Origin of the sequence: Cellvibrio fontiphilus, assembly GCF_042646205.1 — a bacterium.
Lineage (GTDB): Bacteria > Pseudomonadota > Gammaproteobacteria > Pseudomonadales > Cellvibrionaceae > Cellvibrio > Cellvibrio fontiphilus_A.
In genome coordinates this window covers 125,435-147,945 of the sequence record NZ_JBHRTF010000001.1, presented here as the reverse complement: position 1 = coordinate 147,945, position 22,511 = coordinate 125,435, and the positions used below count along the sequence as shown (strand labels likewise).

General features: G+C 50.6%; 17 protein-coding genes. 4 read left to right on the top strand and 13 right to left on the bottom strand.

What is annotated here, in order from left to right:
• Positions 1–306 precede the first annotated feature (306 nt).
• The 4 genes from ACFODX_RS00635 to ACFODX_RS00620 all read left to right on the top strand — a co-directional run bounded on the left by ACFODX_RS00635 (position 307) and on the right by ACFODX_RS00620 (position 6,463).
• Positions 307–1,683: a CmpA/NrtA family ABC transporter substrate-binding protein gene (locus ACFODX_RS00635; protein ID WP_378115011.1), complete on the top strand. Its 1,377-nt coding sequence runs from the start codon at positions 307–309 to the stop codon at positions 1,681–1,683.
• Positions 1,684–1,806: 123 nt separating this feature from the next.
• Positions 1,807–2,784, top strand: a complete 978-nt coding sequence (locus ACFODX_RS00630; RefSeq protein ID WP_378115008.1) for an ABC transporter permease — start codon at positions 1,807–1,809, stop codon at positions 2,782–2,784.
• Positions 2,785–2,941: 157 nt separating this feature from the next.
• Entirely contained in the window at positions 2,942–3,802 is an 861-nt protein-coding gene (locus ACFODX_RS00625) for an ABC transporter ATP-binding protein (RefSeq protein WP_378115006.1), read from the top strand.
• Between the two features lie 111 nt (positions 3,803–3,913).
• Entirely contained in the window at positions 3,914–6,463 is a 2,550-nt protein-coding gene (locus ACFODX_RS00620) for a two-component system response regulator (protein WP_378115004.1), read from the top strand.
• Here ACFODX_RS00620 and ACFODX_RS00615 read toward each other — a convergent pair.
• The 13 genes from ACFODX_RS00615 to ACFODX_RS00555 all read right to left on the bottom strand — a co-directional run bounded on the left by ACFODX_RS00615 (position 6,411) and on the right by ACFODX_RS00555 (position 22,405).
• The gene (locus tag ACFODX_RS00615) at positions 6,411–8,306 is read right to left on the bottom strand and encodes a YfiR/HmsC family protein (RefSeq protein ID WP_378115002.1); all 1,896 of its coding nucleotides are present in this window, start codon (positions 8,304–8,306) and stop codon (positions 6,411–6,413) included. The genes ACFODX_RS00620 and ACFODX_RS00615 overlap by 53 nt on opposite strands.
• Before the next feature lie 50 nt (positions 8,307–8,356).
• A complete protein-coding gene (locus tag ACFODX_RS00610) occupies positions 8,357–8,881 on the bottom strand; it encodes a nucleotidyltransferase domain-containing protein (protein ID WP_378115000.1) in 525 nt (174 codons plus the stop codon).
• A 204-nt stretch (positions 8,882–9,085) separates the two neighbouring features.
• Complete coding sequence (gene bdpA / locus ACFODX_RS00605; RefSeq protein ID WP_378114998.1) at positions 9,086–10,663, bottom strand: BAR domain-like protein A BdpA; 1,578 nt, start codon at positions 10,661–10,663, stop codon at positions 9,086–9,088.
• A 28-nt stretch (positions 10,664–10,691) separates the two neighbouring features.
• On the bottom strand, positions 10,692–11,618 hold the full coding sequence (locus tag ACFODX_RS00600; RefSeq protein ID WP_378114996.1) for a hypothetical protein: 927 nt from the start codon (positions 11,616–11,618) through the stop codon (positions 10,692–10,694).
• Between the two features lie 178 nt (positions 11,619–11,796).
• A complete protein-coding gene (locus tag ACFODX_RS00595) occupies positions 11,797–12,447 on the bottom strand; it encodes a DUF3617 domain-containing protein (protein ID WP_378114994.1) in 651 nt (216 codons plus the stop codon).
• Positions 12,448–12,603: 156 nt separating this feature from the next.
• Positions 12,604–15,108, bottom strand: coding sequence for a glycoside hydrolase family 95 protein (locus tag ACFODX_RS00590; protein WP_378114992.1), 2,505 nt, complete (start codon positions 15,106–15,108; stop codon positions 12,604–12,606).
• A 163-nt stretch (positions 15,109–15,271) separates the two neighbouring features.
• Positions 15,272–16,567 (bottom strand): GDSL-type esterase/lipase family protein, encoded by a 1,296-nt coding sequence (locus ACFODX_RS00585; protein WP_378114990.1) that lies wholly within the window; start codon positions 16,565–16,567, stop codon positions 15,272–15,274.
• A 192-nt stretch (positions 16,568–16,759) separates the two neighbouring features.
• On the bottom strand, positions 16,760–17,605 hold the full coding sequence (locus tag ACFODX_RS00580) for a fumarylacetoacetate hydrolase family protein (RefSeq protein WP_378114988.1): 846 nt from the start codon (positions 17,603–17,605) through the stop codon (positions 16,760–16,762).
• A 132-nt stretch (positions 17,606–17,737) separates the two neighbouring features.
• Positions 17,738–18,466 carry an SDR family oxidoreductase gene (locus tag ACFODX_RS00575; RefSeq protein WP_378114986.1) on the bottom strand — a complete coding sequence of 243 codons (729 nt, stop codon included), beginning with the start codon at positions 18,464–18,466 and terminating at the stop codon, positions 17,738–17,740.
• Between the two features lie 183 nt (positions 18,467–18,649).
• Positions 18,650–19,891 (bottom strand): UxaA family hydrolase, encoded by a 1,242-nt coding sequence (locus ACFODX_RS00570; RefSeq protein ID WP_378114984.1) that lies wholly within the window; start codon positions 19,889–19,891, stop codon positions 18,650–18,652.
• Positions 19,888–20,241: a UxaA family hydrolase gene (locus ACFODX_RS00565; RefSeq protein ID WP_378114982.1), complete on the bottom strand. Its 354-nt coding sequence runs from the start codon at positions 20,239–20,241 to the stop codon at positions 19,888–19,890. The genes ACFODX_RS00570 and ACFODX_RS00565 overlap by 4 nt, the downstream gene beginning before the upstream one ends.
• A 2-nt stretch (positions 20,242–20,243) precedes the next feature.
• On the bottom strand, positions 20,244–21,413 hold the full coding sequence (locus tag ACFODX_RS00560) for an aldo/keto reductase (protein WP_378114980.1): 1,170 nt from the start codon (positions 21,411–21,413) through the stop codon (positions 20,244–20,246).
• Between the two features lie 188 nt (positions 21,414–21,601).
• Positions 21,602–22,405, bottom strand: coding sequence for an IclR family transcriptional regulator (locus tag ACFODX_RS00555; RefSeq protein ID WP_378114978.1), 804 nt, complete (start codon positions 22,403–22,405; stop codon positions 21,602–21,604).
• Between the last annotated feature and the right edge of the window lie 106 nt (positions 22,406–22,511).

Here is a 22,511-nt window from a genome sequence, read left to right as displayed (position 1 = left end):
GCGCCGCCCTAGTGCAATTTTGCGCCAAGAGAGTGCGGCTCGCCGCTCACCAAGCACCAGTCGCTGACCACCGGATTGTGCACGGCCGGCACCAAAAAAACGCAGCGCATTTTTTTGTGATCCGACTGCGTGCAAAAGCTAAAAATTTTCTCTTCCCCGGTGAAATTCCTGCGCCATAAAAATGCATTTCAGTTATTGGCACAGTGTTTGAATAAGGTCTGATACAAACGTTTTATTTTTTTGTAAAAACAAAATCACTTTCGCCAACACTATTTCGTTTTCGTTCATAGCCAGGAGCAAAAAAAAATGCATGCAGTCTCACGTTTTTTAAAACCCATGAAAAAAGCGGCTGCGGTTCTTGCAGCCACTATTTCACTTATAAGCACTGCTCAGGCAGCAACCGGCCCCGCTGAAAAAACTGATTTGAAATTTGGTTTTATTAAATTAACTGACATGGCCGATTTAGCGGTGGCTTATGAAAATGGTTACTTTGACGATGAAGGTTTAACGGTAGAACTGGAAGCGCAAGCTAACTGGAAAGTGGTGCTCGACCGCGTTATTTCCGGCGAGTTGGATGGCTCACACATGCTGCTCGCACAACCTGTTGCAGCCAATATTGGTTATGGCACCCAGGCCGATTTGGTGTTCCCTTTCACCATGACGCAAAACACCTACGCGATTACTGTTTCCAATGACATTTGGAAAAAAATGAAAAAAAATGTTCCCCTGGGTGCGGATGGAAAACCCGTTCACCCCATCAGCGCGAGCAGTTTGAAACCCGTAGTAGACAGCATGAAAGACGCGGGCAAATCAATTCAAATGGGCGTGGTATTTCCAGTATCAACCCACAATATGGGTTTGCGTTATTGGTTAGCAGCCGGCGGTATTAACCCAGGTTTATACGCTCCGCATAAAGGCGACACCACCGGTCAAATCAATGCCGATGTTTTACTCTCGGTCACACCACCACCACAAATGCCGGCCACAATGGAAGCGGGCACCATTCAGGGTTATTCCGTAGGTGAACCCTGGAACCAACAGGCAGTATTTCGCGGCATTGGTGTTCCAGTCATGGCGGTGCACAACAAAATTGGCGATAAAGTATTTGGTATGCGCCGCGATTTTATGGAGAAAAACCCCAACACTACCGTGCGTGTTGTAAAAGCCATGATTCGCGCCGCCTACTGGTTGGATGAAAAAGAAAATGCCAATCGCCCCGCCGCTGCAAAAATGATTTCTGCCAGCCACTACGTTGGTGCCGATTACAAAGTTATCGCCAACTCCATGACGGGCGTGTTTGAGTATGAACGCAAAGATGTGCGCCCAACGCCGGACTTCAATGTGTTTTTCCGCTACAACGCCTCTTACCCACATGTTTCCGATGCAGTCTGGTACCTGACCCAAATGCGCCGCTGGGGCCAAATTCCTGAAGCCAAACCCGATAGCTGGTACATGGATATGGCGAAAAAAGCCGTGGCACCGGAGATTTACCAACAAGCAGCCGCTGATTTGATTGCCGAAGGAAAGATGTCCGCCAGTGACTTCCCCGATTTCAAAACCTTTAACGGCATTCGCACTCCCGATGAAACTGTGTGGATTGACGGTGTGCAATTTGATGCAACCAAACCCAATGACTACCTCACCAAATTCCCGATTGGTTTAAAGGGTGATGAGAAAATTTAATTGCCCAAGCGGGCTCCGCGCTCGCTGCAATTAATAGATGTTGGTTACGACTGGATTCTTTTTTGATAAATGCTGTCGCCCACTGTCGGATCACACATCGGCAGTGCGGCCGAGGAAACAATCATGAGCACTAAATTAGCAACCTTGAAACTTGAACAATTTAAAGCAATTAAATGGCGTGAAGTTGTCATTAGCATGTTAATGCCCATGATTGGTGTACTCATGTTTTTAATGCTCTGGCACAGTATTGCGCCCCACGTAAAAACCTCACTGGGTGAATTCCCGCAACCCAAACAAGTGTATGAGCAATGGGGCAACCTGGTGGACGAATACACCGCCGAACAGGAGCGCGCGGCGTTGTTTTACGAGCGTCAGGAAAAGCGCAACGCTGAGTTATTAGCAAATGACCCCAATGCAAAATTGGATGAGCGCAGCTTTAGCGGTCGCCCCACTTTTTTTGACAAAATTAAAACCAGTTTGGTAACGGTGCTGTCTGGCTTTTTAGTGGCATCGGTGATCGCAATTCCCTTGGGCATAGTGATTGGTTTAAGTCAGCCCTTGTACAGCGCCTTTAACCCGCTCATCCAATTATTTAAACCGGTATCACCACTGGCTTGGTTGCCACTGGTCACTATTGTGGTGAGTGCTGTTTACGTTTCTGACTCGCCGATGTTTTCCAAGTCCTACATTATTTCTTTATTAACCGTGAGCCTCTGTTCACTCTGGCCCACCATGATTAACACCGCCGTCGGTGTTGCCGGTGTCAGCAAAGATTTAATCAACGTGAGCCGTGTATTGCGCTTGGGCTGGTTTACCCACGTAGTAAAAATTGTATTGCCCTCGGCAATTCCCATGATGTTTACCGGCTTGCGTATTTCCCTGGGTATCGCCTGGATGGTACTGATCGCCGCAGAAATGTTGTCGCAAAACCCCGGCCTTGGAAAATTTGTCTGGGATGAATTCCAAAACGGTTCATCGGATTCACTGAGCCGAATTTGCCTGGCTATTTTGGTGATTGGCGCCATAGGCTTTTTCCTCGACCGCACCATTTTAATGATTCAAACCTACGTGAATTGGGATAAAAGTGCGGTGGTACGCTAAGCCGCATTCGCTCCAGCGCGGCATAGCATTTGCTTGATTGAAGCTGATCCGCCTGTGTGTTGTTAACCCAAAATAGTGTTAACCAAAACTGTTTAGCCAAAAGCCTATTTATTTTCGCAACTGTTTATTTTCGCAATAAGATTGCAGAGGAAACACCATGAGCCAGATTCATTTGGAACTCACCAAAGTCGGTATTGAATTCCCCACGCCTAAAGGCCCATTTTGCGCGCTGCAAAATGTGGATCTGAAAATTAAAAAAGGCGAATTTGTTTCGCTGATTGGTCACTCTGGTTGCGGTAAATCCACCGTGCTGAATATTGTTGCCGGCCTTTACCAAGCCACCACCGGCGGCGTTGTGCTCAACGGTCGCGAAGTAAATGAACCAGGCCCGGAGCGCGCGGTGGTTTTCCAAAACCATTCACTGCTGCCCTGGTTAACGGCCTATGAAAATGTGGAGCTGGGTGTTAAGCGAGTGTTCAAAGGTAAAAAAACCAAAGCGCAAATGCGCGAGTGGATTGAACACAACCTCGAATTAGTCCATATGAGCCACGCCATGCACAAACGCCCCGATGAAATTTCCGGCGGCATGAAACAGCGCGTGGGTATTGCACGTGCACTCGCCATGGAGCCGCAAGTGTTATTAATGGACGAACCTTTTGGTGCGCTGGATGCACTGACCCGTGCACATTTGCAAGATTCACTGATGGAAATCCAGAACCAGTTGGGCAATACCGTGATTATGATTACCCACGATGTGGATGAAGCCGTATTGCTTTCTGATCGCATTGTGATGATGACCAACGGCCCCGCTGCCACCGTGGGTGAAATTTTGGATGTACATTTGCCGCGCCCGCGCAATCGCCTGGCATTGGCGGACAACGCCGAATACAACGGCTATCGTTCGGCAGTGCTGCGCTTCCTCTACGAAAAACAGCGCAAAGTCGAGCCCATCAGTGCAAAGCGCGCGGAGAAGCTCGCCGATAAAGACGCTACAACACCCGCCAAAAGTGTTGCCTGATATTGAATTAGCCGTATAACCGACAAGTGCGCAGTGAGTGACGCGCGTTAGAGTTAAAAACCAGGGAGGGTTTATGCTAGTCTGCGCGCAGGTTAACGCGGAGACACAAGCGTGTTTAATAATAATTTCAGACAAAATCCCCACGCCTTTATCAGTATTCTGGTGGTCAATAGCGACAACAAAGCGCTGGACGCCATACTTACCTGCCTGGAAGATGCGGATTATCAGACAATACATGCCGTAGATTCCGCCCAAAAAGCCCTTCGATTGTTGCGCCACCAACCGGTGGATTTATTAATTGTCGATGTAGAAACCCCCGATCTGGATGGCTGGCGCTTATCGCGACTGGTGCGCAGCGGTATTTTGCACTGCCGCGCCGACCTGCCCATCATCATCACCGCGCGCACCTGGTGCGAGCGCATTGCCGAGGTGACCGCACGCGAATATGGCATTAACCAATTGGTGCCGCTCGATCATCTACACCGTTTGATTCCCGCCATCACCCAACTCAGTCAGGCGCAGGAAGTGGGTTCACGCAAACCACGCCTGTTGGTGATAGAGGATGAACCCGACACCGCAGACCTGATTAAACGGGTGTTAGCGGCTAATTTCGAAATAGAAGTTGCCGACCAGGGCGATACCGGCCTTGCGGCCTGGCAGCGCGGCCAGCACGACCTGGTGTTGCTGGACGTTATGCTGCCAAAATTATCCGGGCGCGACATATTGATTGAGATACAAACCAGTCGCCCCAGCCAACCGGTTGTAATGATGACCGCGCACACCACTATTGATCAGGCCGAAGAATTAATGTTGTTGGGTGCGGTGGATTTTTTACCCAAACCCTTCCGCGCCGACCAACTGCGCCGCGTATGCGACATAGCCATTCACCGCGACGACTTTTTAGTGAGCAACGCGCAATTTGCCGCGCGGGTAAAATCCCTGGAGGCGCGCGAACTCGCGTTTCGCCAACTCTATGAAAACCACCATCAACTGCTCAACGATTTGCAATCCGTGGTGATGGAGCTGGATTTGGATTTCCGCATTCACTATTTAAATCACGCCTGGGAAAAATTGCTGGGGTTTGCGATTTCCGACTGCATAGGCCACAAGCTGGATTATTTTATTGCGCCCGATGATGTGAGTCAGTTTGCGCTGTTTAAAAGTAAAATTCGCAAAGCCCTGCAACAGAAAAAACCCTGCCCGGAAATTGAACTCTGCTTCAGCACCAATCGCCATCAGCGCATTTGGGCGCAATTAAAAATCAGCCGTTCCAGCAAAATTAATGAACAGACTACACTCACTGTGTGCCTGGATAATGTGACTGAGCGGCGCGAGTCCCAGGCGCAATTAAAATACCTGGCAATGCACGACTCGCTGACTGGTTTGTACAACCGCCACTTTTTTGAAACTACACTCAGCCAGCTTACCGCCGACGCTGTGCGCACCCAAACCCAACACGCCTTGGTGTATATGGATTTGGATCACTTTAAAGTGATTAACGATACCTTTGGCCATCAGCGCGGCGACGATGTGTTGCGCGATATGTCGCGCCTGCTCAGCCAGCAAGTGCGCAGCAGCGACATACTCTGCCGTTTGGGCGGCGATGAATTTGCAGTTTTATTGCGCGACAGCAGCAACGGCGAAGCGCATGAATTTGCCTTGAGTTTGCAAGCCATAGTTGCCAGCTTCAGCTTTCCCTTGCACGAACAGCAAATCAACCTGGGCAGCAGTATTGGCATTAGTTTAATCGACGGCAGTAGCCACAACCCCGAAGAATATTTAATGCGTGCGGATATAGCGCTCTACGTCGCCAAGGGGCGCGGGCGCAATTTGATTCACCTCTATAATCCGCTGGACAGTGAGAGCGATGAGCTGCGCCACTCCATTAATATGTCGCAAAAAGTGCGCAAGGCCATTGTGGAAGACCGTATAGCACTTTATTTCCAACCGATTTTTGATGTGAAGGCCAACCAGGTTTCCTATTACGAAGCGCTGGTGCGCCTGCAGGATGTAGATGGCAAAACTATTGGCCCCTGCAGTTTTATCCCGGCGCTGGAAGCCTCCGGCGAAATGCACTTATTGGATCGCTGGATTATTAAATTAGCGATTCGCCATTTGCGCGATTATCCCCTGCTCAACCACATTGCCATCAACCTCTCGGCACAAGCCTTTAAAGATGAACAATTAATGCCGACCATTCTCGCCAGTTTGGAAGAGACAGGCGTGGACCCGAGCCGAATCACGTTTGAATTAACCGAGAGTGCGAGTTTATTTAACCTGCATATTACCCAGCGCGTGATTGCCGAATTACACAAGCTCGGTTGCAGTTTTTCGGTGGATGATTTTGGTTCCGGCTTTAGCAGTTTTGCTTATTTAAAAGATTTACCGGCGGATTACATTAAGTTGGACGGCTCGTTTATCCAAAATCTGGACAGCGATGAAATTGATCAAACCCTGGTGAGATCCATGATTCAGGTTATCCAAACTCTGGGAAAAAAAGCGGTGGCCGAGTATGTGGAAAGCCACGCGATTTTGCGCATATTGGAACAAATGGGTGTGGACTATGTGCAAGGTTATCACCTAGGGCCCCCCAAACCCGCACAGGAACTTATTCAGGCGCACCAGCCATTGCCGGTGCGAGAGCTGGAACTGAAGGTTTAATCGGCAGGGGCAGCTCAATAATAAAACGCGCCCCTTTGCCCAACTCACTTTCCACCTGAATACTGCCCCCCATCAATTCACACAACTGGCGGCTAATAGACAAGCCCAAACCGCTGCCCTGATATTTTCGGGTTGAACCGGAATCCGCTTGTTTAAAGGGTTCAAAAATACTGGTGTGCTGCTCCGGGGGAATGCCAATACCGGTATCGGCCACGCTGATAAAAATTTCCTCAGGGCGATGAAACGCCTGCACTTCCACTTCGCCATGCGGCGCAAATTTAACCGCGTTACTGAGTAAATTAATCAGTATGTGTACAATTTTTTCCGGGTCGGCCAGCGGCAGGGTTTCACCATCATCCACATCAACCCGCAACTGAATGGCATTTTTTTCCAGCAGTGGTGCAACCGCGGTCAAGGCTTCATTCACCAAGCGCGACAACTTCACCTGGGTGAGATCCAGACTCATACCACCCGCTTCGATTTTGGCCATATCCAACACGCCATTGATTAATTTCAACAGGCGCTCGGCGTTATTAATCACACGCTGCAAATCATCAATGTGGGTTTCATCGCAGGCCAACTTTAATTCTTCCATCACCAATTCGGTGTAGCCAATAATGGATTGCAGCGGGGTGCGCAACTCATGGCTCATCAGCGACAAAAATTCACCCTTGGCCTGGCTGGCATCTTCCGCTTTGCGCTTGGCAATGGCGAGGCGATCCTGGGCCAATTGCAAATCCTCACTGCGCGCCGCCAAGCGCCGGTTGTCATTTTGTTTCACTATATAGGCGATAAAAATAGTGATAATTAACAGTACCCCTAATACCACCGAGCCCCACAAATAGCGCAGCGCTACCTGCTGTGAATCAACCTGCTGATCCAAACCCATAATCGCATTTTTTTGCTCCAGAATAGTGGCTTCCAAATCGCTAATATTTTTATTCAGATAAGCAAGGCGCCGCTCGCGCTGGTCAATCTCCTGCAAAATAGTTTGCAAATATTGTTTTTGTTCTTCCAACTGGTTAGTGCGCAGCGCTACCTCATCCACCAGCTGTTCACGCTCATGTAAACTCAGTTCAATTTGATTTTGCTGCAACTCCAGCTGGTGCTTCTGGTGGGCAATTAACGCATCGCTGGCATCAATATTTTCGGCAAGCTCAGCCATTTGTACCTGCAGGTTATTATTGGTTGCCTGTTGGCTTTCAATGGCGGCACTTAACTCCTTCAAGGTTTTTTCCCGATTGCGCAATTGTTTTTGCAACGCAACCAAAGAGGCTTGGCCCTCGCGGTAAAGCCTCGCCACATCAATCTCGGTGCCGCCACTTAAAATCAATTCAGACTGAACCCCCAAACCCTGGTTGATAATGTTGGGTTTATTCACCTCAAATTTAAGCCGGCTTTTGCCTTCACTCACAATATTAATCATCACCAATTGCTGGTTGCCATAATCTTTGGTCACCAACAACACCGGTTTACCATCCAATGCATCGTACACATCGGTCATGGTTTTTTTATCGGCGCGCGCTAGATACACCATCTGGAAATCCGCCAACTCCGCCAAGGTTTTTACTTGCCGGTAAGTCACGCGCAACCCATGAATTTTCACCCGTTCACGCATCCCCTCCAACTCCGCCAGCAGCGCCGGATCAATATCACCATAGAGCGCAATCGCAAACGAATCACGCGCACGCAACTGCGGCCAATCAATTTTTTTGGCAAAGTTATACAGGTAAGAAGCAACAATTTTTTGCTCTTCCAATGGCTGGGCATATAAACGCGGCGCAAGTAGTAATATGCAACTAGCGCAAAAGAATATGGCAACAAAGCAGGAAACTAGACGCATAAATTTTCTATTTATTATGAAAGTATTTTCGATGAGCAAATAATTTGCTGCTATTTTGAGTCAAACTCAGCTCTTAGCCGTTGGACTTTTGCATTCCCCACTACTGAGCAGACCAGCGCATAAGAATACTGATGTTTTGCCGGCCACTGGTTCTGTGGGAGTTCATCGGCGTAATAAAAATAATCCCACAGAATGGCTTCCCAGCTATTGCATCTAACCTTCACGCCGTTTAGCGTCCCTTCGTAAGCTGCCGGACAAGAGCCTGCTGGTGTTTCCTCAATTTCGTAAGCGCTACCAGCCCAATAAGCTGGTTCACAGTCCAGCAATATATTGCGCAGCTGCGCTAGAAAACCATAATCCGTCTCTTCTGTTATTTGCCCACCCATAGTTGTAAGCAAGGCTAAAAAATCGCCCTTACGCTCTGCGGGAAAGGTGATGTCTATATCTTCATGTTCGCGAGTAATATTGCCCAAGCGGGCATCAATTGCCCAACCGCCACCAATCCATATCGGCATATCCATTTTTTCAGCGGCAGCAAATAATTCGTCGATCAACTGGAGATGGAATTCATTCATACAAATTATTCATCATCAAAAAAATACTGGCAGACAAAAAGTCACCGCAAGAGAAATTTTGATCAGCAGCCCTTGTTGCTATAGCTGTTTTGAGCGTCCCAGAACCTTATCACCGCGTGCAGTCCTGTTCCAGAAAATTTGTTGCTTAAAAACAAAAACGCCCCAACTTGTGGGGCGTCTGAGAGTATTAATACTCGGTAGTTGTTACATGTACGCCTTGGCAAACGCCGCTTTGGATTCCTGGATGTAGGCGCGGACTTTTACCGCGTGGGATTCCCATACGGCGCGGTCTTTGTCGTTGGTGAAGGGGTTTTGATCCTTGGCGACTGAGCGGTCGAATTTGTCGTAAAAGGTGATGACCGACGAGGCGATTTGGTTGAAGCGCTCCTTGAAGGCTTGGGTTTCCTCCATGGTGCGGGTGGCCTTCATCATGAACTGTACGAACTCGGTGTTGGAGCTGGAGAAATTTTGGTAGCTCTCGGCTTGCACCATAAAGTAATTATTGATTTCTTCCAGTGCCGCGGCGCGCACCGGCTCATCCTTACTCATCACGCGATTGTAATTTTCTTTGCCGCGCCCCATGCCACCGGCAATCAGCGATTCTTTTAAATGTTTGTCCAGGTCTTTGCGGAATTTATCTACTTCGCGCTGGATATCTAACAGGTCTTTATCCAATGCGGTAACGGTGTTGAGTTCTTTTTCAATTTCACCGAGGAAGGTTTCGGTTTTTTTGAAAGTCTCCAAACCATTGGCTTCTGCAAACTTACGCGCTTTGCGGTCGATGCCTGCATTTTCATAGGAGGAGCGATCAAACGCGGTTGCCACAATAGTTTTGAATGGCTCCGCAAAAGCCGCGTAGGTGCCATTGGTCATGATATTCAACGTGGCGGTGGCAATATCACCCAATGGGCGCAACATGGAATCCATCCGCGCCTTTTGAATAGGCGATGCCACGGTGCGCACATCGTTCACTACACCTTTAAACGTTTGATAGCCGAGTGGGTTGGCCATTTTGCCGCGCTCTGAGGTGGCGAGTACCAGCGTTACGCTGGAGTAAATACCGTTGGCATATTCCAGATACTGGCGCTGCACATCCACCTGCGCGGCGTAATTTTTACCCAGGGTGCGCAGGGCATCGGCCTGCACCTGATAATTTTTATCGTCGCGCAATTTGCCTAGCACTTCGGCAATCACTTTTTCCTGATTTTTTTGTAGCGCAGTATCCAGCAGAATTTTTTCTACGCGCAGATCATCAATCCACAATTGACCGTTTTGCACTTCAATGTCCAGGCGCAAAAACTTTTTGCCCGGGTCGTCAATAGAAACACGTTTGGCGTAGTACTCGGCGGTGTCGTTATTGCCATTAATTTGCCCCACATTTACCCAACCGTTATCACTGTTTTGGCTGGTCGCTACCAACACATTGATTTTGTATTGGGTTGCGGGCGATGAAGTTTTGAGCCACAACTCCAGTGTGCCCTGCTCACTTAAACTGACACGACTGCGCAGCGAGGCCTCGCCCTGCTCGACAAACAGTGCGCCACTACCGGTGCGCGCATCAGCCTCGACAATAGTGGCACCGTACATGAGAGCCCACTGTTTGCTGTCGCTGCCGGCTTCAAAACCATTTTTAAAAATAACGGATTTTTGTTGTGCAGCGAGCGGCATAGCAAGCAGTGCTGCCAACACCAATACAACCGGGCGGCCGAGTGCGGGGAACACTGGCAGGCGACGAGCGCTGACTGAATCCACACCGGGTTTGATTGCAGTTTTCGTTTGCATTTGGTTTAAAACTCCCTAAACAACACAATTAGTTTTCAAGTAAACCGGGAATACGGTTTTGTAAAAAAGTATCTACTTCTTGTTGGCGCTCACCCAGTGTGCGCGGGTAAGCCACGCGCCTGTCGGGCAAACCCGTCACCGCCGGCCACACACTGTTTGCGCCCCAGCCGCTATGGAATAAAGGGTTGGCGATGGGCGCCTCCAGCAAGCGCCGGGCGGTAGTTAACTGCCAGCCTTGTGCGACCAATTTATCCACCAGCGCCACAACAAAATACGCGGCTAAATCATTTTCCTGTAACACCAGGGTTTGCGGTGGCGAATAGCCCAGCAGGTTGAACGCGAGGGCATCCTGTTGCTGCAGGGCTTGGGTAAGCAGCTCTGTGTAGGCAGACTCCAGCGCCGCCATATTCACCGGGCGATTGCGTTTTAGCCGCGCTTGATACAACTGGTTCAAGTAAGCATCCACACCGCGCCAGGGATTAAAGTTGGTAAATGCCGGGCGATAACCGCGCTCGGCCAAAAAAGCGATCAAGCCGCGCTGGATGCTGCTATCGCCCTGCTCATGCAGGTAGGAAAAATGCACATGTTGTTGATAACCGCTATAAGGTGCCAGCAAGCGGTTCGCTTTAAGTATGCCCACTTCATAGGCATAGAGATCACCCTTGCTCACCAAGCTGTGGTTATAGCCCGCATTTACCAACAAATGGCCGCGCTCGCTGTACAGCTGCAAGCGGGCTTTATCTTTGTTGTCCAACGCGCGCGGCTGCACCAGAAACATCGCCTGGGGCACACCGGCCATGGCCAGGTTGCGCATCAGCATTTGCGAGCGCGCCATGGCATCCAGCGAGGAAGAAGGCTGCAGGCTATTTTCAAACACTATCACCAGTTCGCGCGCCTGGGCGGCAAGGCTGGTGGCCAGCATCAATAACCCGATAAGGGTGCAGCGTTTAATCACAATCGTTACTCGCACAGTGTGAAAAATGTGGCGACAAGGATAAGCCAAAGCAGACTATAGGTCATCGCATGAATGGAGAATTAATAACCAGTGGCGGGCGGTTGCGCGGGCGACAAATACTAAAAAAGCACCCTGCGGTGCTTTTTTAGCGTTTTGCCAAGATGTTAGCTAACAGACATCAGAGCTGGTCATCTGGCTGGATGGAACCGCAATCGCTCCCCAGCCAACTGCCTTCCACCGCCACACTGATGTTGTGGGTTTGGCCGTTGACAGTTTGGGTCATAACACCGGTGCCCGAGTAGCGTTTGGATGAGCTGAAGGTAATTTCCGCTTCGCTGCGCGATGGATTTTCACCGCCACACTCCTGCAGGGATTTAAAGCGATTTTTGCTCACTTGGGTCAGGCTGTGGGTACATTCATCGCCCTCTTTCAAACCCATTTCACCTGAATCAATTTGCGCCTGGGTCACACATTGTTTAGTGGTGATGCCCTCTTTGGTCATGCTGACCTGATCATTCTTGAAGTTCATTCCATCTTCGGTAATTTCCATTCCCGACTGTGACATCAAGGCTTCCATTTGTTTGCGCTGCTCTGGTGGCATAGCGGCAAATTGTTTTTTCATCTCCTCCATCGCAGCTTCCATCTGCCCGGACTGCATCTGCTGCATTTGCTCCGCGCCATCGCCGGTGTAGCGCATTTTGTTTTCCCACAAACCGGGCGTCATATCCACATCCAAAGGTTTGGCAAAAGCAGGGATAGCCATAGACACCAGGGCAATTGCAGCGAGGGCTTCAGCAATGGGCGAGGTCAAAATAGAAAATGATTTCACGGTTAGCTCCTTGGTTTTCCTTAGATTGATACACAGGGTAGATTGCGGTGCGCAATAAGTTGATGCGCGCAAACAGGCTCAGGTTATAGAACCGCAAGGCTGAATATATCATTAACCGGCAACAAAGCATCCCTGCCGTGTCACACCGCGCCAATGTTAATGAGCGGCGGGTGATTGCCACTCCAGAACCTGCCCTGCTTTGGTCGCCACATCAATCACATAGGCATTAGCCAGCGATAAAAGCGGCACCACTTTTTGGGTATTGATAATGGGCGGTTTGATGTTCGCCTGGGCATAAAACCCATTGGGGTTAGGCTTATTCGCCGCAACTTTTTTCACCTTTAAACCTTTTACCGCCGGCAGCGGTGTGTGCGTGCGCAAACGCAAATTCCCGCCCAGACGCGAATGGATTTTTAATGCTGTTATCTGGCCTTTTTCCCAACGCATATCCACCACAAAACCGCCGCGCATTAACAGGCCTTTTACTTCGCCCTCCGGCCATGCCTGTGGCAGCGCCGGCAATAAATGTACGGCACCGTCGTGGCTCTGCGCCAACATTTCCACCATGCCCGAGGTAAAACCAAAATTGCCATCAATTTGAAACGGCGGGTGCGCGTCAAACATATTGGGATAGGTGCCGCCACTTTCATTGACACTGCCATCAAGTGTCATGGCCGGGCTAATTTGTTCGCGCATGAGTTTTAAAGCGCGATCACCATCCAGCAGGCGCGCCCACAAATTAATTTTCCAATTCATCGACCAACCGGTGGAAGGATCACCGCGCTGTTCCATAGTCACACGCGCTGCGCTAAATAATTCGGGGGAGTTAATGGGCGAAATCTGGTTGCTGGGAAACAGGCCGTACAAATGTGAAATATGGCGATGTTTATCCTGCGGGTGATCCCAGTCTTCCAACCATTCCTGCAATTGGTGGTACTGGCCAATTTGCATAGGCGGCAGACGTGAAAGGATTTTTTTCCAGGCCGCAAGGCGGGGTTTATCTTCACCGAGTATTTGCGCGGCGGCGATGGTATTGGAAAACAAATCAAACAAAAGCTGGTTATCCATAGTCACGCCGGCGGCAATTTTAGTGCCCGTGGCAACAGGTGCATTTTCCGGAGACATGGAGGGTGAAACAATCAGCCAGGGTTGATCGGGTGAATTTTTACCAAGTGCTTCAATTAAAAAATCTTCAAAAAATTCCACTGCCGATTTCATTACCGGGTAAACACTGGCAAGGTAATTTTTATCGTCTGAGTACAAATATTTTTCCCACAAATGTTGGCTTAACCAGGCATTGCTGGTGGGCCATGAGCCCCAGGTGCGATCCACTCCGCCGGTAATGCGCCAGATATCGGTATTGTGGTGCGCCATCCAACCGCGCGCGCCGTACATGGTTTTTGCACTTTGCTGCCCGGTTTGCGCCAGCTCTTTTACCATAGTGATAAACGGCTCGTGCAACTCATTTAACTGTGTTACCTCAGCGGGCCAATAATTCATTTCGGCATTGATGTTCAGGGTGTATTTGCTATCCCAGGGCGGGTCCATGCGGTGATTCCACAGGCCTTGCAAATTAGCGGGCTGGCCACCGGGTTGCGAGGAGGAAATTAATAAATAGCGGCCAAACTGGAAATATAAACTGGCGAGTTCAGGATCATGCCGGCTGGCAAATAAACGAATGCGGGCATCGGTTGGCTCGCGGGAAAATTCACTGCTTCCCAAATTCAAACTGACGCGCTCAAAATAGCGTTTATAAAAATCGCTGTGCGCCTGTTTGCGCTGCTCATACTCCGCCGGATTAAATTGCACCGCAGCGCGACTTAAATAATCCTGCGCGCGCGCGAGTGCATTAGCGCTGATGTCCTGATAGTTGACAAAGTTAGTAGCCATGGCAATTAAAATAATCGCTGAGTCAGCACCTTTAACCGCAATACGCTGATTATTTTTTGCAACCTGGCCACCTGTTGCCATCACTTTGGCAAGCACCGCCAATTTCACCTGACCTTTAATGCCTTCGTGATCCTTGGACATACCTTGCATCACCAGCGTGTCATTATTTTCGGTTGCAAACTGCATCTCAGCAGGGTGGGATAAATGGGCCGCAAAAGTTAATTGCCCCGGTTTACTCGCCGAGAGTTTTACCGCAATGACCTGATCCACAAATGAACTGAATACTTCGCGGGTATAAACCACATCGCCCACTTGGTAGCGAGTAGTGGTTAGCGCCCGGCCTATATCCAGTTCGCGATAATAATGGCTGAATTGTTTATGCGCAGGAAATTCCAAATGCAAATTGCCCGCCGTTTGATAAGGCATGCCATTTGAACCCTGGCTGGTAATCGTATTTGCCGCCAGATTTTCTGCCGCCAGATAATTGCCCGTTGCAATTAACCGGCGAATTTCCGGCAGTGACTCCAAGGCTTTAGGGTTTAGATTATTGTGCGGGCCGCCCGCCCAAAACGTGGCTTCATTCAGTTGGATGTTATCGCTGGTTACACCGCCATACACCATTGCCCCCAAACGCCCATTACCCAGAGGCAGGGCCTCCTCCCAATGTTCGGCGGCCTGTTCGTACCAGAGAATATTAGGCTTGGCAGCGACACTAAGACTAAAACAAGCCAGTAGCAGGCTGATAATAAAATAAGGCAGATATAATTTCATAACGCGGTCTCGTGCAGTTGATTGTTGTTATTTGCCGACATTTATTTTTTGCTAATTATTTATTGAAAGCTATTTTCCGATATTTTTTATTTGTTACATTTTTTAAAACAAACGGCGCCTGCAGGCGCCGTATTGTTATTTATTACAGGCATATGCACAGCGTTTATTTCAATAGCTTTTGCAAATGCGGCTCCAGTGCCTCCGCCCAAAGGTCGTAACCCTTTTCATTGGGGTGCAACAAATCCGGCATTATAGCTTTGGGCAGAACACCTTCGGGGGTTAAAAATACTGAGTTGATATCGGCAAAAAATACACGTTTGTTATCGGCATAATCTTTAATAATGGCATTGACTCCATCGTTAATTTTACGCAGATCACCATCGGGTTTTGCATCGCGCGGGAATACCGCCAGCAATAAAATTTTTGCCTTTGGTTGACGTTGCTGAATTTCAGTGATTAAACGTTTAATACCAGCAGCTGTGGTTGCCGGATTTTCCTGGCGATGACCGGTATTGTTGGTGCCAATCATCATCACCACTAACTTGGGTGACATATTATCCAGCGCGCCATGTTGCAAACGCCAAAGCACATTCTCGGTGCGGTCGCCACCAAAACCTATGGCAAAGGCATTGCGCTGGGCGTAGTGTTTTTGCCAGGTCGCTGCGCCTTCTTTTTCCCAGCCCTGGGTGATGGAGTCACCAATAAATAACAAATCAATTTTTCCACCCTTGGCAGCGATGGCTTTAGCGTCTGCGAGTTTTTGCTCGTGGCGCGGCAGCCACCAATCGATAGACCACCACTCATTTAACATGCCGGGTGTTACCGAGACAGTTTTATAATCCGGACACTGGTGCAACACCGCATCCTTGGGCGCGGCGGCTAACAAATTCACATTGGCGACCGACACATCGCCCTTGCCGCCAACTTCCAGCGCAAAGGGCATAGTGGTTTTACTAAAATCATCCTGCTGCTGTTTGAAACAACCGAGCGGCACATACACTGTGCTCCAGCCCTTGCCACGCAATTCGCGCGCGGCCATAGTAAACGGCACCACGCGCTCGCAACCTTGCGGCTGGCATTCCATTTTGAAAGAAACGCCACCCTTCTCCAGCTCATTGATTTTTATATCCAGTGCCAGTACACCTTGTTTCATTAAACCATTCAGGTTGATGGGCGCACCCGCCTCCAATGTCATCCCGGCGCGCCAGGTGTCTTGCCAACTGAAGGTGAGCACATCGGCAGAATTATCTTTACCGCTGATTTGCAGTTTTACATCGTCTTTGGGTAACGCTGCTGCCGCGGCAGTAACTTTTTGTTGCTGCTCGGGGTTTTCAATAAACAATTGCCATCCATTTAGTGGCTGGTTGTTATAGAGCGCGATATTGTCAGCTGCCATCGCCGATGCAGAAAAAATGCTGCTGGCGATTAACAATAATTTATTGAATGTATTTTTTTTCATGATCACTTCTCGTGTTGTTAATTTTTTTAACCCCAACCCTTTCTTAATAAGGAGAAAGTTGTAACACCACCCTGTCCCCTTCGTAAGGAGAAAGTGTAACCCCACCCCGACCCTCCCCTTCATAAGGGGAGGGAGTAAAGCTCCTCCCCGGCTGCGCGCCCCGCTTTAAGGGGGAGGTTGGGAGGGGGTTACTCACGCATTTACCACCACTTGTTTTTGCGTGCCCATACCTTCAATGCCCAATTCAATGACATCGCCCGCATTCAAATACACTGGCGGTTTTTGCCCCAGGCCAACACCGGGCGGCGTGCCGGTGCTGATCACATCGCCCGGTTGCAAACTCATAAACTGCGAGAGGTAATGCACTAAAAATTGCGGGCTAAATACCATTTGATCGGTGGAGCCATTTTGGAATGTTTTGCCATTAACCTTGAGCCACAAATACAAATCCAATGGATTTTTCACTTCATCGCGCGTAACCAAATAAGGGCCAAGAGGGCCAAAGCTGTCGCAGCCTTTACCCTTATCCCACTGGCCACCCGGCCGCTCTAGTTGGAAATTGCGTTCGGATACATCGTTAATCACACAATAACCGGCGATGTAATCCATCGCTTCATCCAGCTCCACATAACTGGCGTGTTTGCCGATGACAAAACCCAATTCCACTTCCCAATCGAGTTTGGTGGAGTTGCGCGGTTTGATCACATTGTCGTTGGGGCCGGTGATCGCGCTGGTCGCTTTCATAAACACCACAGGTTCAGATGGCACAGCCACACCCGATTCAGCGGCGTGATCGGCGTAATTCAAACCGATACAAATAAATTTACCCACGTTGCTTACACAGGGGCCAAAACGCGTACCCTCGGGCACCAGAGGCAAACTGGCCAAATCCAGCGCGGCAATTTTTTTCAGCGTTTCATCGTTAATCGCAGCGCCATTAATATCAGCAATCACACCCGACAAATCGCGCAACTGCCCGCTACTATCAACCACACCCGGTTTTTCTTGGCCGGGATTACCGTGACGAAATAATTTCATGTTGTTGCTCTCAATTTATTTAACACTTACTAACCCCTTCATAATCGACCCCCTCCCAACCTCCCCCTTGGCAGGGGGAGGAGCTTTTACTCCCTCCGCTTGTGAAGGGGAGGGTCGGGGTGGGGTTAGTTTTTAATTACTCCAACCACCATCAATAATATTGATGGTGCCAGTGGTGAATGCCGATGCGTCGCTCGCCAGATAAAGCGCTAGCTCTGCCATTTCTCGCGCAGTGCCTAAACGCCCCATAGGTTGGCGGGCGACAAAGTTTTTATAAGCAGTTTCGTAATCACCGGTTGCGTGCAAACGCTGCTCAAGTGATGGGGTTTGTACTGTGCCGGGGCAAATTGCATTGCAGCGAATCCCCTGGGTGACAAAATCGGCAGCTACCGCTTTGGTTAAACCAATCACCGCCGCTTTAGTCATGCCATAAGCAAAACGGTTGGGCGCACCTTTAATGGAACTGGCAACGGAAGACATATTGATAATAGAGCCACCACCGCGCGCAATCATGCCCGGCAAAAAAGTGCGGATCATGCGATACATGGAACTTACGTTTAAATCGATGGAAAAATTCCAATCGTTTTCATCACATTCCAAAATGGTTCCGCTGTGCACGTAACCGGCGCAATTAAATAAAATATCGATACCCTCAATGGTTTCGCTGAGCTGCTGAATTTTTTCCTGGTTTAATACATCCAAACCATAAATTTCGCAGCCTTTTAAACCATTCATAGCCGCGACATTAATATCGGTGGCGATAACACGCGCGCCTTCGGCGGCAAATAATTCTGCACTGGCGCGCCCAATACCTTGGGCCGCGGCTGTAATTAATGCGGTTTTACCTTCCAGTCTTTTCATAATTTTTTATCTTTCATATTCATAAAAACCCCACCCCTGCCCTCCCTTTCATAAAGGGAGAGAGAAACCCCACCCCAGCCCTCCCCTTCATAAGGGGAGGGAGAAACCCCACCCCAGCCCTCCCCTTCATAAGGGGAGGGGGTAGCAGCTCCTCCCCCTGCCAAGGGGGAGGTTGGGAGGGGGTTAGCCGCGCACCGGTAAACAACCCGGGCCAATGGGTTCAAAGGATTTGTAGGTCAAAATAAATTCCTGATGCCCCAAGGCTTCCGAAACACTGGGCGCACCGCTGGCTACCGCAATCACTGTTTGTAAAATTTCTTCGCCCACTTCATCGAGCGTTGCAGCGCCGTGCAAAATGCGCCCGGCATTAACATCCATATCTCCCGCGAGGCGGCGATAGGTTTCCGGGTTGGCGCAAATTTTTATGACCGGCGAAATTGCCGAGCCAACGACCGAGCCGCGCCCGGTGGTAAATAAAATCACATGGGAACCGCAGGCAATTAATTCGATAATTTCAGCGTTGTCGGAAATGTTGGGGAAACCAAAACGCGGTTCACCGTCAGGCACTACATCCAATAAATACAAACCGCCAACGGGAGGAATATCGCCGGGTTTAATTAAACCGCTAATGGGCGATGAACCGGATTTGGAATAGGCGCCCATGGATTTTTCTTCCAGGGTTGTTAAGCCGCCGTCCGCATTGCCCGGTGCAAAACTGCCAAAACCCATCACCCGATAATAGTGCTCGGCCTTGGCGACACAGGCTTCAATGGCTGCGCCCAATTCCGGCGTTATCGCGCGGTCGGCCATAATGGTTTCGCAACCGATTAATTCGCCGGTTTCTTCAAAAATACAGGTGGCATTGGCAGCGACCAGCGCATCAAAACAGCGGCCTACCGCCGGGTTGGCGGTGATACCGCTGGTGCCATCGGAGCCGCCACAAATAGTGCCCACCACTAATTCGTGTAATTGCATGGGCACGCGCTGCACCTTGGCGGCTTGTGCCTGCAAACGTTTTACTGCCGCAAGACCGGCACTGATGGTCGCCTTGGTGCCGCCCGCCTCCTGGATCACCAACAATTCAGCCGGGCGCCCCGTTGCCATCACATCGGCCAATAATTTTTCGCGATTCATACTTTCGCAGCCGAGCGATACCAGCAGTGCACCGCCCACGTTGGGGTGGGTACACACGGCGCGCAGCATCTCATAGGCATATTGGTTGGGATAACAACCGGGGAAACCGATCAGGTGTACATCGCCAATGGCGTTTTCGTCCTGCGGGTTGGCGAGGTTTACTATCTGGCGCGTGACGTGGTGGGCGCACTCCACCAAATAGGCCACCACAATCACATTGCGGATACCTTTGCGCCCATCACTGCGCGGCCAGGCTAAAAATTCCGGGGAGGCGGAGCCAGGTTGATTCATTGCTCACTCCTGTCTTGATGCTGGCGCGAGCGGGTATGGCTCGGGATGTAATCGCTTTTCATGTTGTGCATATGCACATGCTCACCTTTGGCAGCCGCCTGGGTCATAGAACCTATGGGGGCGCCATAGCGATACACCTTGTCGCCCGGGGTTAACGCGCGGCGCGCGATCTTGTGGCCCAGCGCTATGTCAGCGGCCAGCCGAATGGTGTCGTTATCAATCAGAATTGCATCGCCCGCATTGAGCTGTTTTACACACACCAGAATATTGTCTTCGGGGTGCAGCAAAATAACGGCGTTAGCGATTGTTTGGGCGTTAGCGATTGTTTGGGTGTTATCAACAGTTTGCATAATCAGTTCGCACTCCCGTAGATATGCGCCGGCGCAGCAGCCGATAACGCAGATGCAACAGCCTTGGGAATTGGCGCGGCGGGGTGCAACAGATCCTGCGCGCGTAGCGCCTGCCAGCATTCGGCGGGGATAGGTGTATTCATCCACTGACTCGCCTGCTGCACTTGGGTCGCGCTGGCAAAACCGGCCAGTACCGAGCAAATTTGCGGATGCGCCGCCGGAAATTGCAGCGCTGCGGCGGCCAATGGCACCCCAAAACGGTTGCACACCCGCTCGATGGCCGCCACCCGATCAATCACGGTTTGGGGCGCCGGTTCGTAGTTGTAATAAAGCGGTTGTTTGCCGGAGGCGACAGCCGGTGCAAGCACCCCGGTGGCGAGAATGCCGGAGTTAAACGGCCCGCCCAAAATCACCGAGGCACCGCGCTGGGCGCAGAGTGGTAGAAAGGTTTCGCAGGCGCCCTGCTCCAACAAGGTGTAGCGCCCCGCCAGGAGAAAGCCATCAAAATCCCCCTGGCGCAGTGCCGCCTCGCAGATCTGCCACTCATTGGCGCCCAGACCTATGGCCTTTACCAAGCCCGCCGCTTTCAGCTCACACATGGCGCGATAACCGCCATCCATAAATTCGCGAAAACGCGCCGGGTGATCGGCGCCGTGGGTGAGCGGGCCAAGGTCGTGGGCAAACAGGATATCAACTCGCTCCAACTGCAAGCGCTTGAGGCTTTCCGCAAAGGAGCGCATCACCCCGTCGTAGCTGTAATCGAATTGCGGCTCCAGGGCCGGGGCGTTGGCAAAACCGTGGCGCAGGCTGTCGGCTGAATCCGTGGGAACCAGCAACCGCCCGACTTTGGTGGAGATCACCAAGGGTTCAAGCAAAGGTTCCGTTGCCAGCGCCGCGCCCAGCCGGGTTTCGCTCAGCCCGAAACCATAATGGGGCGCCGTATCCAGGTAGGTAATACCAGCGGCGAGTGCGGCCGCGACAGTGGCGCGCGCTTGATCATCGCCCATGGCTTGATAGAGGTTGCCAATCGGCGCTGCACCAAACCCCAGGGGTGAAAGATGTAAGCCCGACGCCCCAAAACAGTTCGCCGAACCATTGACCAAACCACTGCCCGAACCATTGCCCGACTGAGACGCCGCATCACCCGGCTCATTACCGCTTGCTGTGCTCATAAAAAACTCGCGTATCGCTATTTTTATAATTAAAACCAAATCCGCCGATGAAAATCAGCTTATCCGATAGCCTCCCCAATTAACATATAGTTATTGTGACTTTTTGGTAAAAGAATGAAAAAAATCGCCGCAGGTGCGGCGATTTTCAGTGGGCAATTCATAGATAAAAACAGAACTTGCGCTTGCGCTTAATCCATCAAGGCTTGCGAGATTTTATCGGCGGCCTGCAGCAGGCGCTCAAGCACCCGCTCGGTACTTACCGCTTGAGCTTTGATATTGATAAATGGAATGATCAGCACCCCCACCGCACCATGCACGCCAATCACCGGCACACAAAAATCGGTCACGCCCTCCACAAAATCGCTGCCCAGCTGGATATAACCCTGAGTCACGCCTTTGCGCACCTTGGCGAGGAAACGCTCTATGCGCTCCAGATCGACCGTTGCGGAGAGTTGCGGCAGCCAACTGGCCTGCACATCGGGCGATGCAAAACCGTAGAGCAGCGCCCCTGAGTTGGTGTCTATGAGACGGCGGCGATAGCCAACCCGCACCGAAAACCCCAAATCCATAGGGCTTTCCTGCCGGGCAATGACCACTATCTGGTCGCCCGAGGGCACAACCAAATGACAGGATTGCCCCAGTTCACGGCTCAGGTCTTTCATCGCTGGCAGGGCAACCTCCAACAAGGTCTTGGCGGTGCCCTGGGAGATACCCAGAGTAAATAATTTATTGGTGAGCATGTAGCCGTCGCGCCCGTCGCTCATGTGGCTGATATAGCCGCGATACTCCAGCGCCAACACCATGCGGAACAGCTCGCTCACCGAGCGCCCCAGCTGTGCCGCCATTTGCGACGTGGTTAAGGGCGACGAACTGCGCGCCAACAGCTCAAGGATATCCAACCCTTTTTCCAGTGCCGGCGCACGGTATTTGCGCTCGGCGTCCTCGGTTAGTTCCAGCTCCATACGGTCTGCCACATTGCTCATAGTTGTCATAGCTCTACCCATTATTAATTGTCGTTATGGTTTTATGTCGCTCAAGATTTAACATCATCACTGTTTTACTGCGCACCACTTTAGGAAATTCGCTAAAAGCGCAAAC

Bases quoted from the DNA above. Each gene is read 5' to 3' on its own strand.
- ACFODX_RS00635 (WP_378115011.1), top strand. From the start codon at position 307: ATGCATGCAGTCTCACGTTTTTTAAAACCCATGAAAAAAGCGGCTGCG.
- ACFODX_RS00630 (WP_378115008.1), top strand. From the start codon at position 1,807: ATGAGCACTAAATTAGCAACCTTGAAACTTGAACAATTTAAAGCAATT.
- ACFODX_RS00625 (WP_378115006.1), top strand. From the start codon at position 2,942: ATGAGCCAGATTCATTTGGAACTCACCAAAGTCGGTATTGAATTCCCC.
- ACFODX_RS00615 (WP_378115002.1), bottom strand. From the start codon at position 8,306: ATGCGTCTAGTTTCCTGCTTTGTTGCCATATTCTTTTGCGCTAGTTGC.
- ACFODX_RS00610 (WP_378115000.1), bottom strand. From the start codon at position 8,881: ATGAATGAATTCCATCTCCAGTTGATCGACGAATTATTTGCTGCCGCT.
- bdpA (WP_378114998.1), bottom strand. From the start codon at position 10,663: ATGCAAACGAAAACTGCAATCAAACCCGGTGTGGATTCAGTCAGCGCT.
- ACFODX_RS00590 (WP_378114992.1), bottom strand. From the start codon at position 15,108: ATGAAATTATATCTGCCTTATTTTATTATCAGCCTGCTACTGGCTTGT.
- ACFODX_RS00585 (WP_378114990.1), bottom strand. From the start codon at position 16,567: ATGAAAAAAAATACATTCAATAAATTATTGTTAATCGCCAGCAGCATT.
- ACFODX_RS00580 (WP_378114988.1), bottom strand. From the start codon at position 17,605: ATGAAATTATTTCGTCACGGTAATCCCGGCCAAGAAAAACCGGGTGTG.
- ACFODX_RS00575 (WP_378114986.1), bottom strand. From the start codon at position 18,466: ATGAAAAGACTGGAAGGTAAAACCGCATTAATTACAGCCGCGGCCCAA.
- ACFODX_RS00570 (WP_378114984.1), bottom strand. From the start codon at position 19,891: ATGAATCAACCTGGCTCCGCCTCCCCGGAATTTTTAGCCTGGCCGCGC.
- ACFODX_RS00565 (WP_378114982.1), bottom strand. From the start codon at position 20,241: ATGCAAACTGTTGATAACACCCAAACAATCGCTAACGCCCAAACAATC.
- ACFODX_RS00560 (WP_378114980.1), bottom strand. From the start codon at position 21,413: ATGAGCACAGCAAGCGGTAATGAGCCGGGTGATGCGGCGTCTCAGTCG.
- ACFODX_RS00555 (WP_378114978.1), bottom strand. From the start codon at position 22,405: ATGACAACTATGAGCAATGTGGCAGACCGTATGGAGCTGGAACTAACC.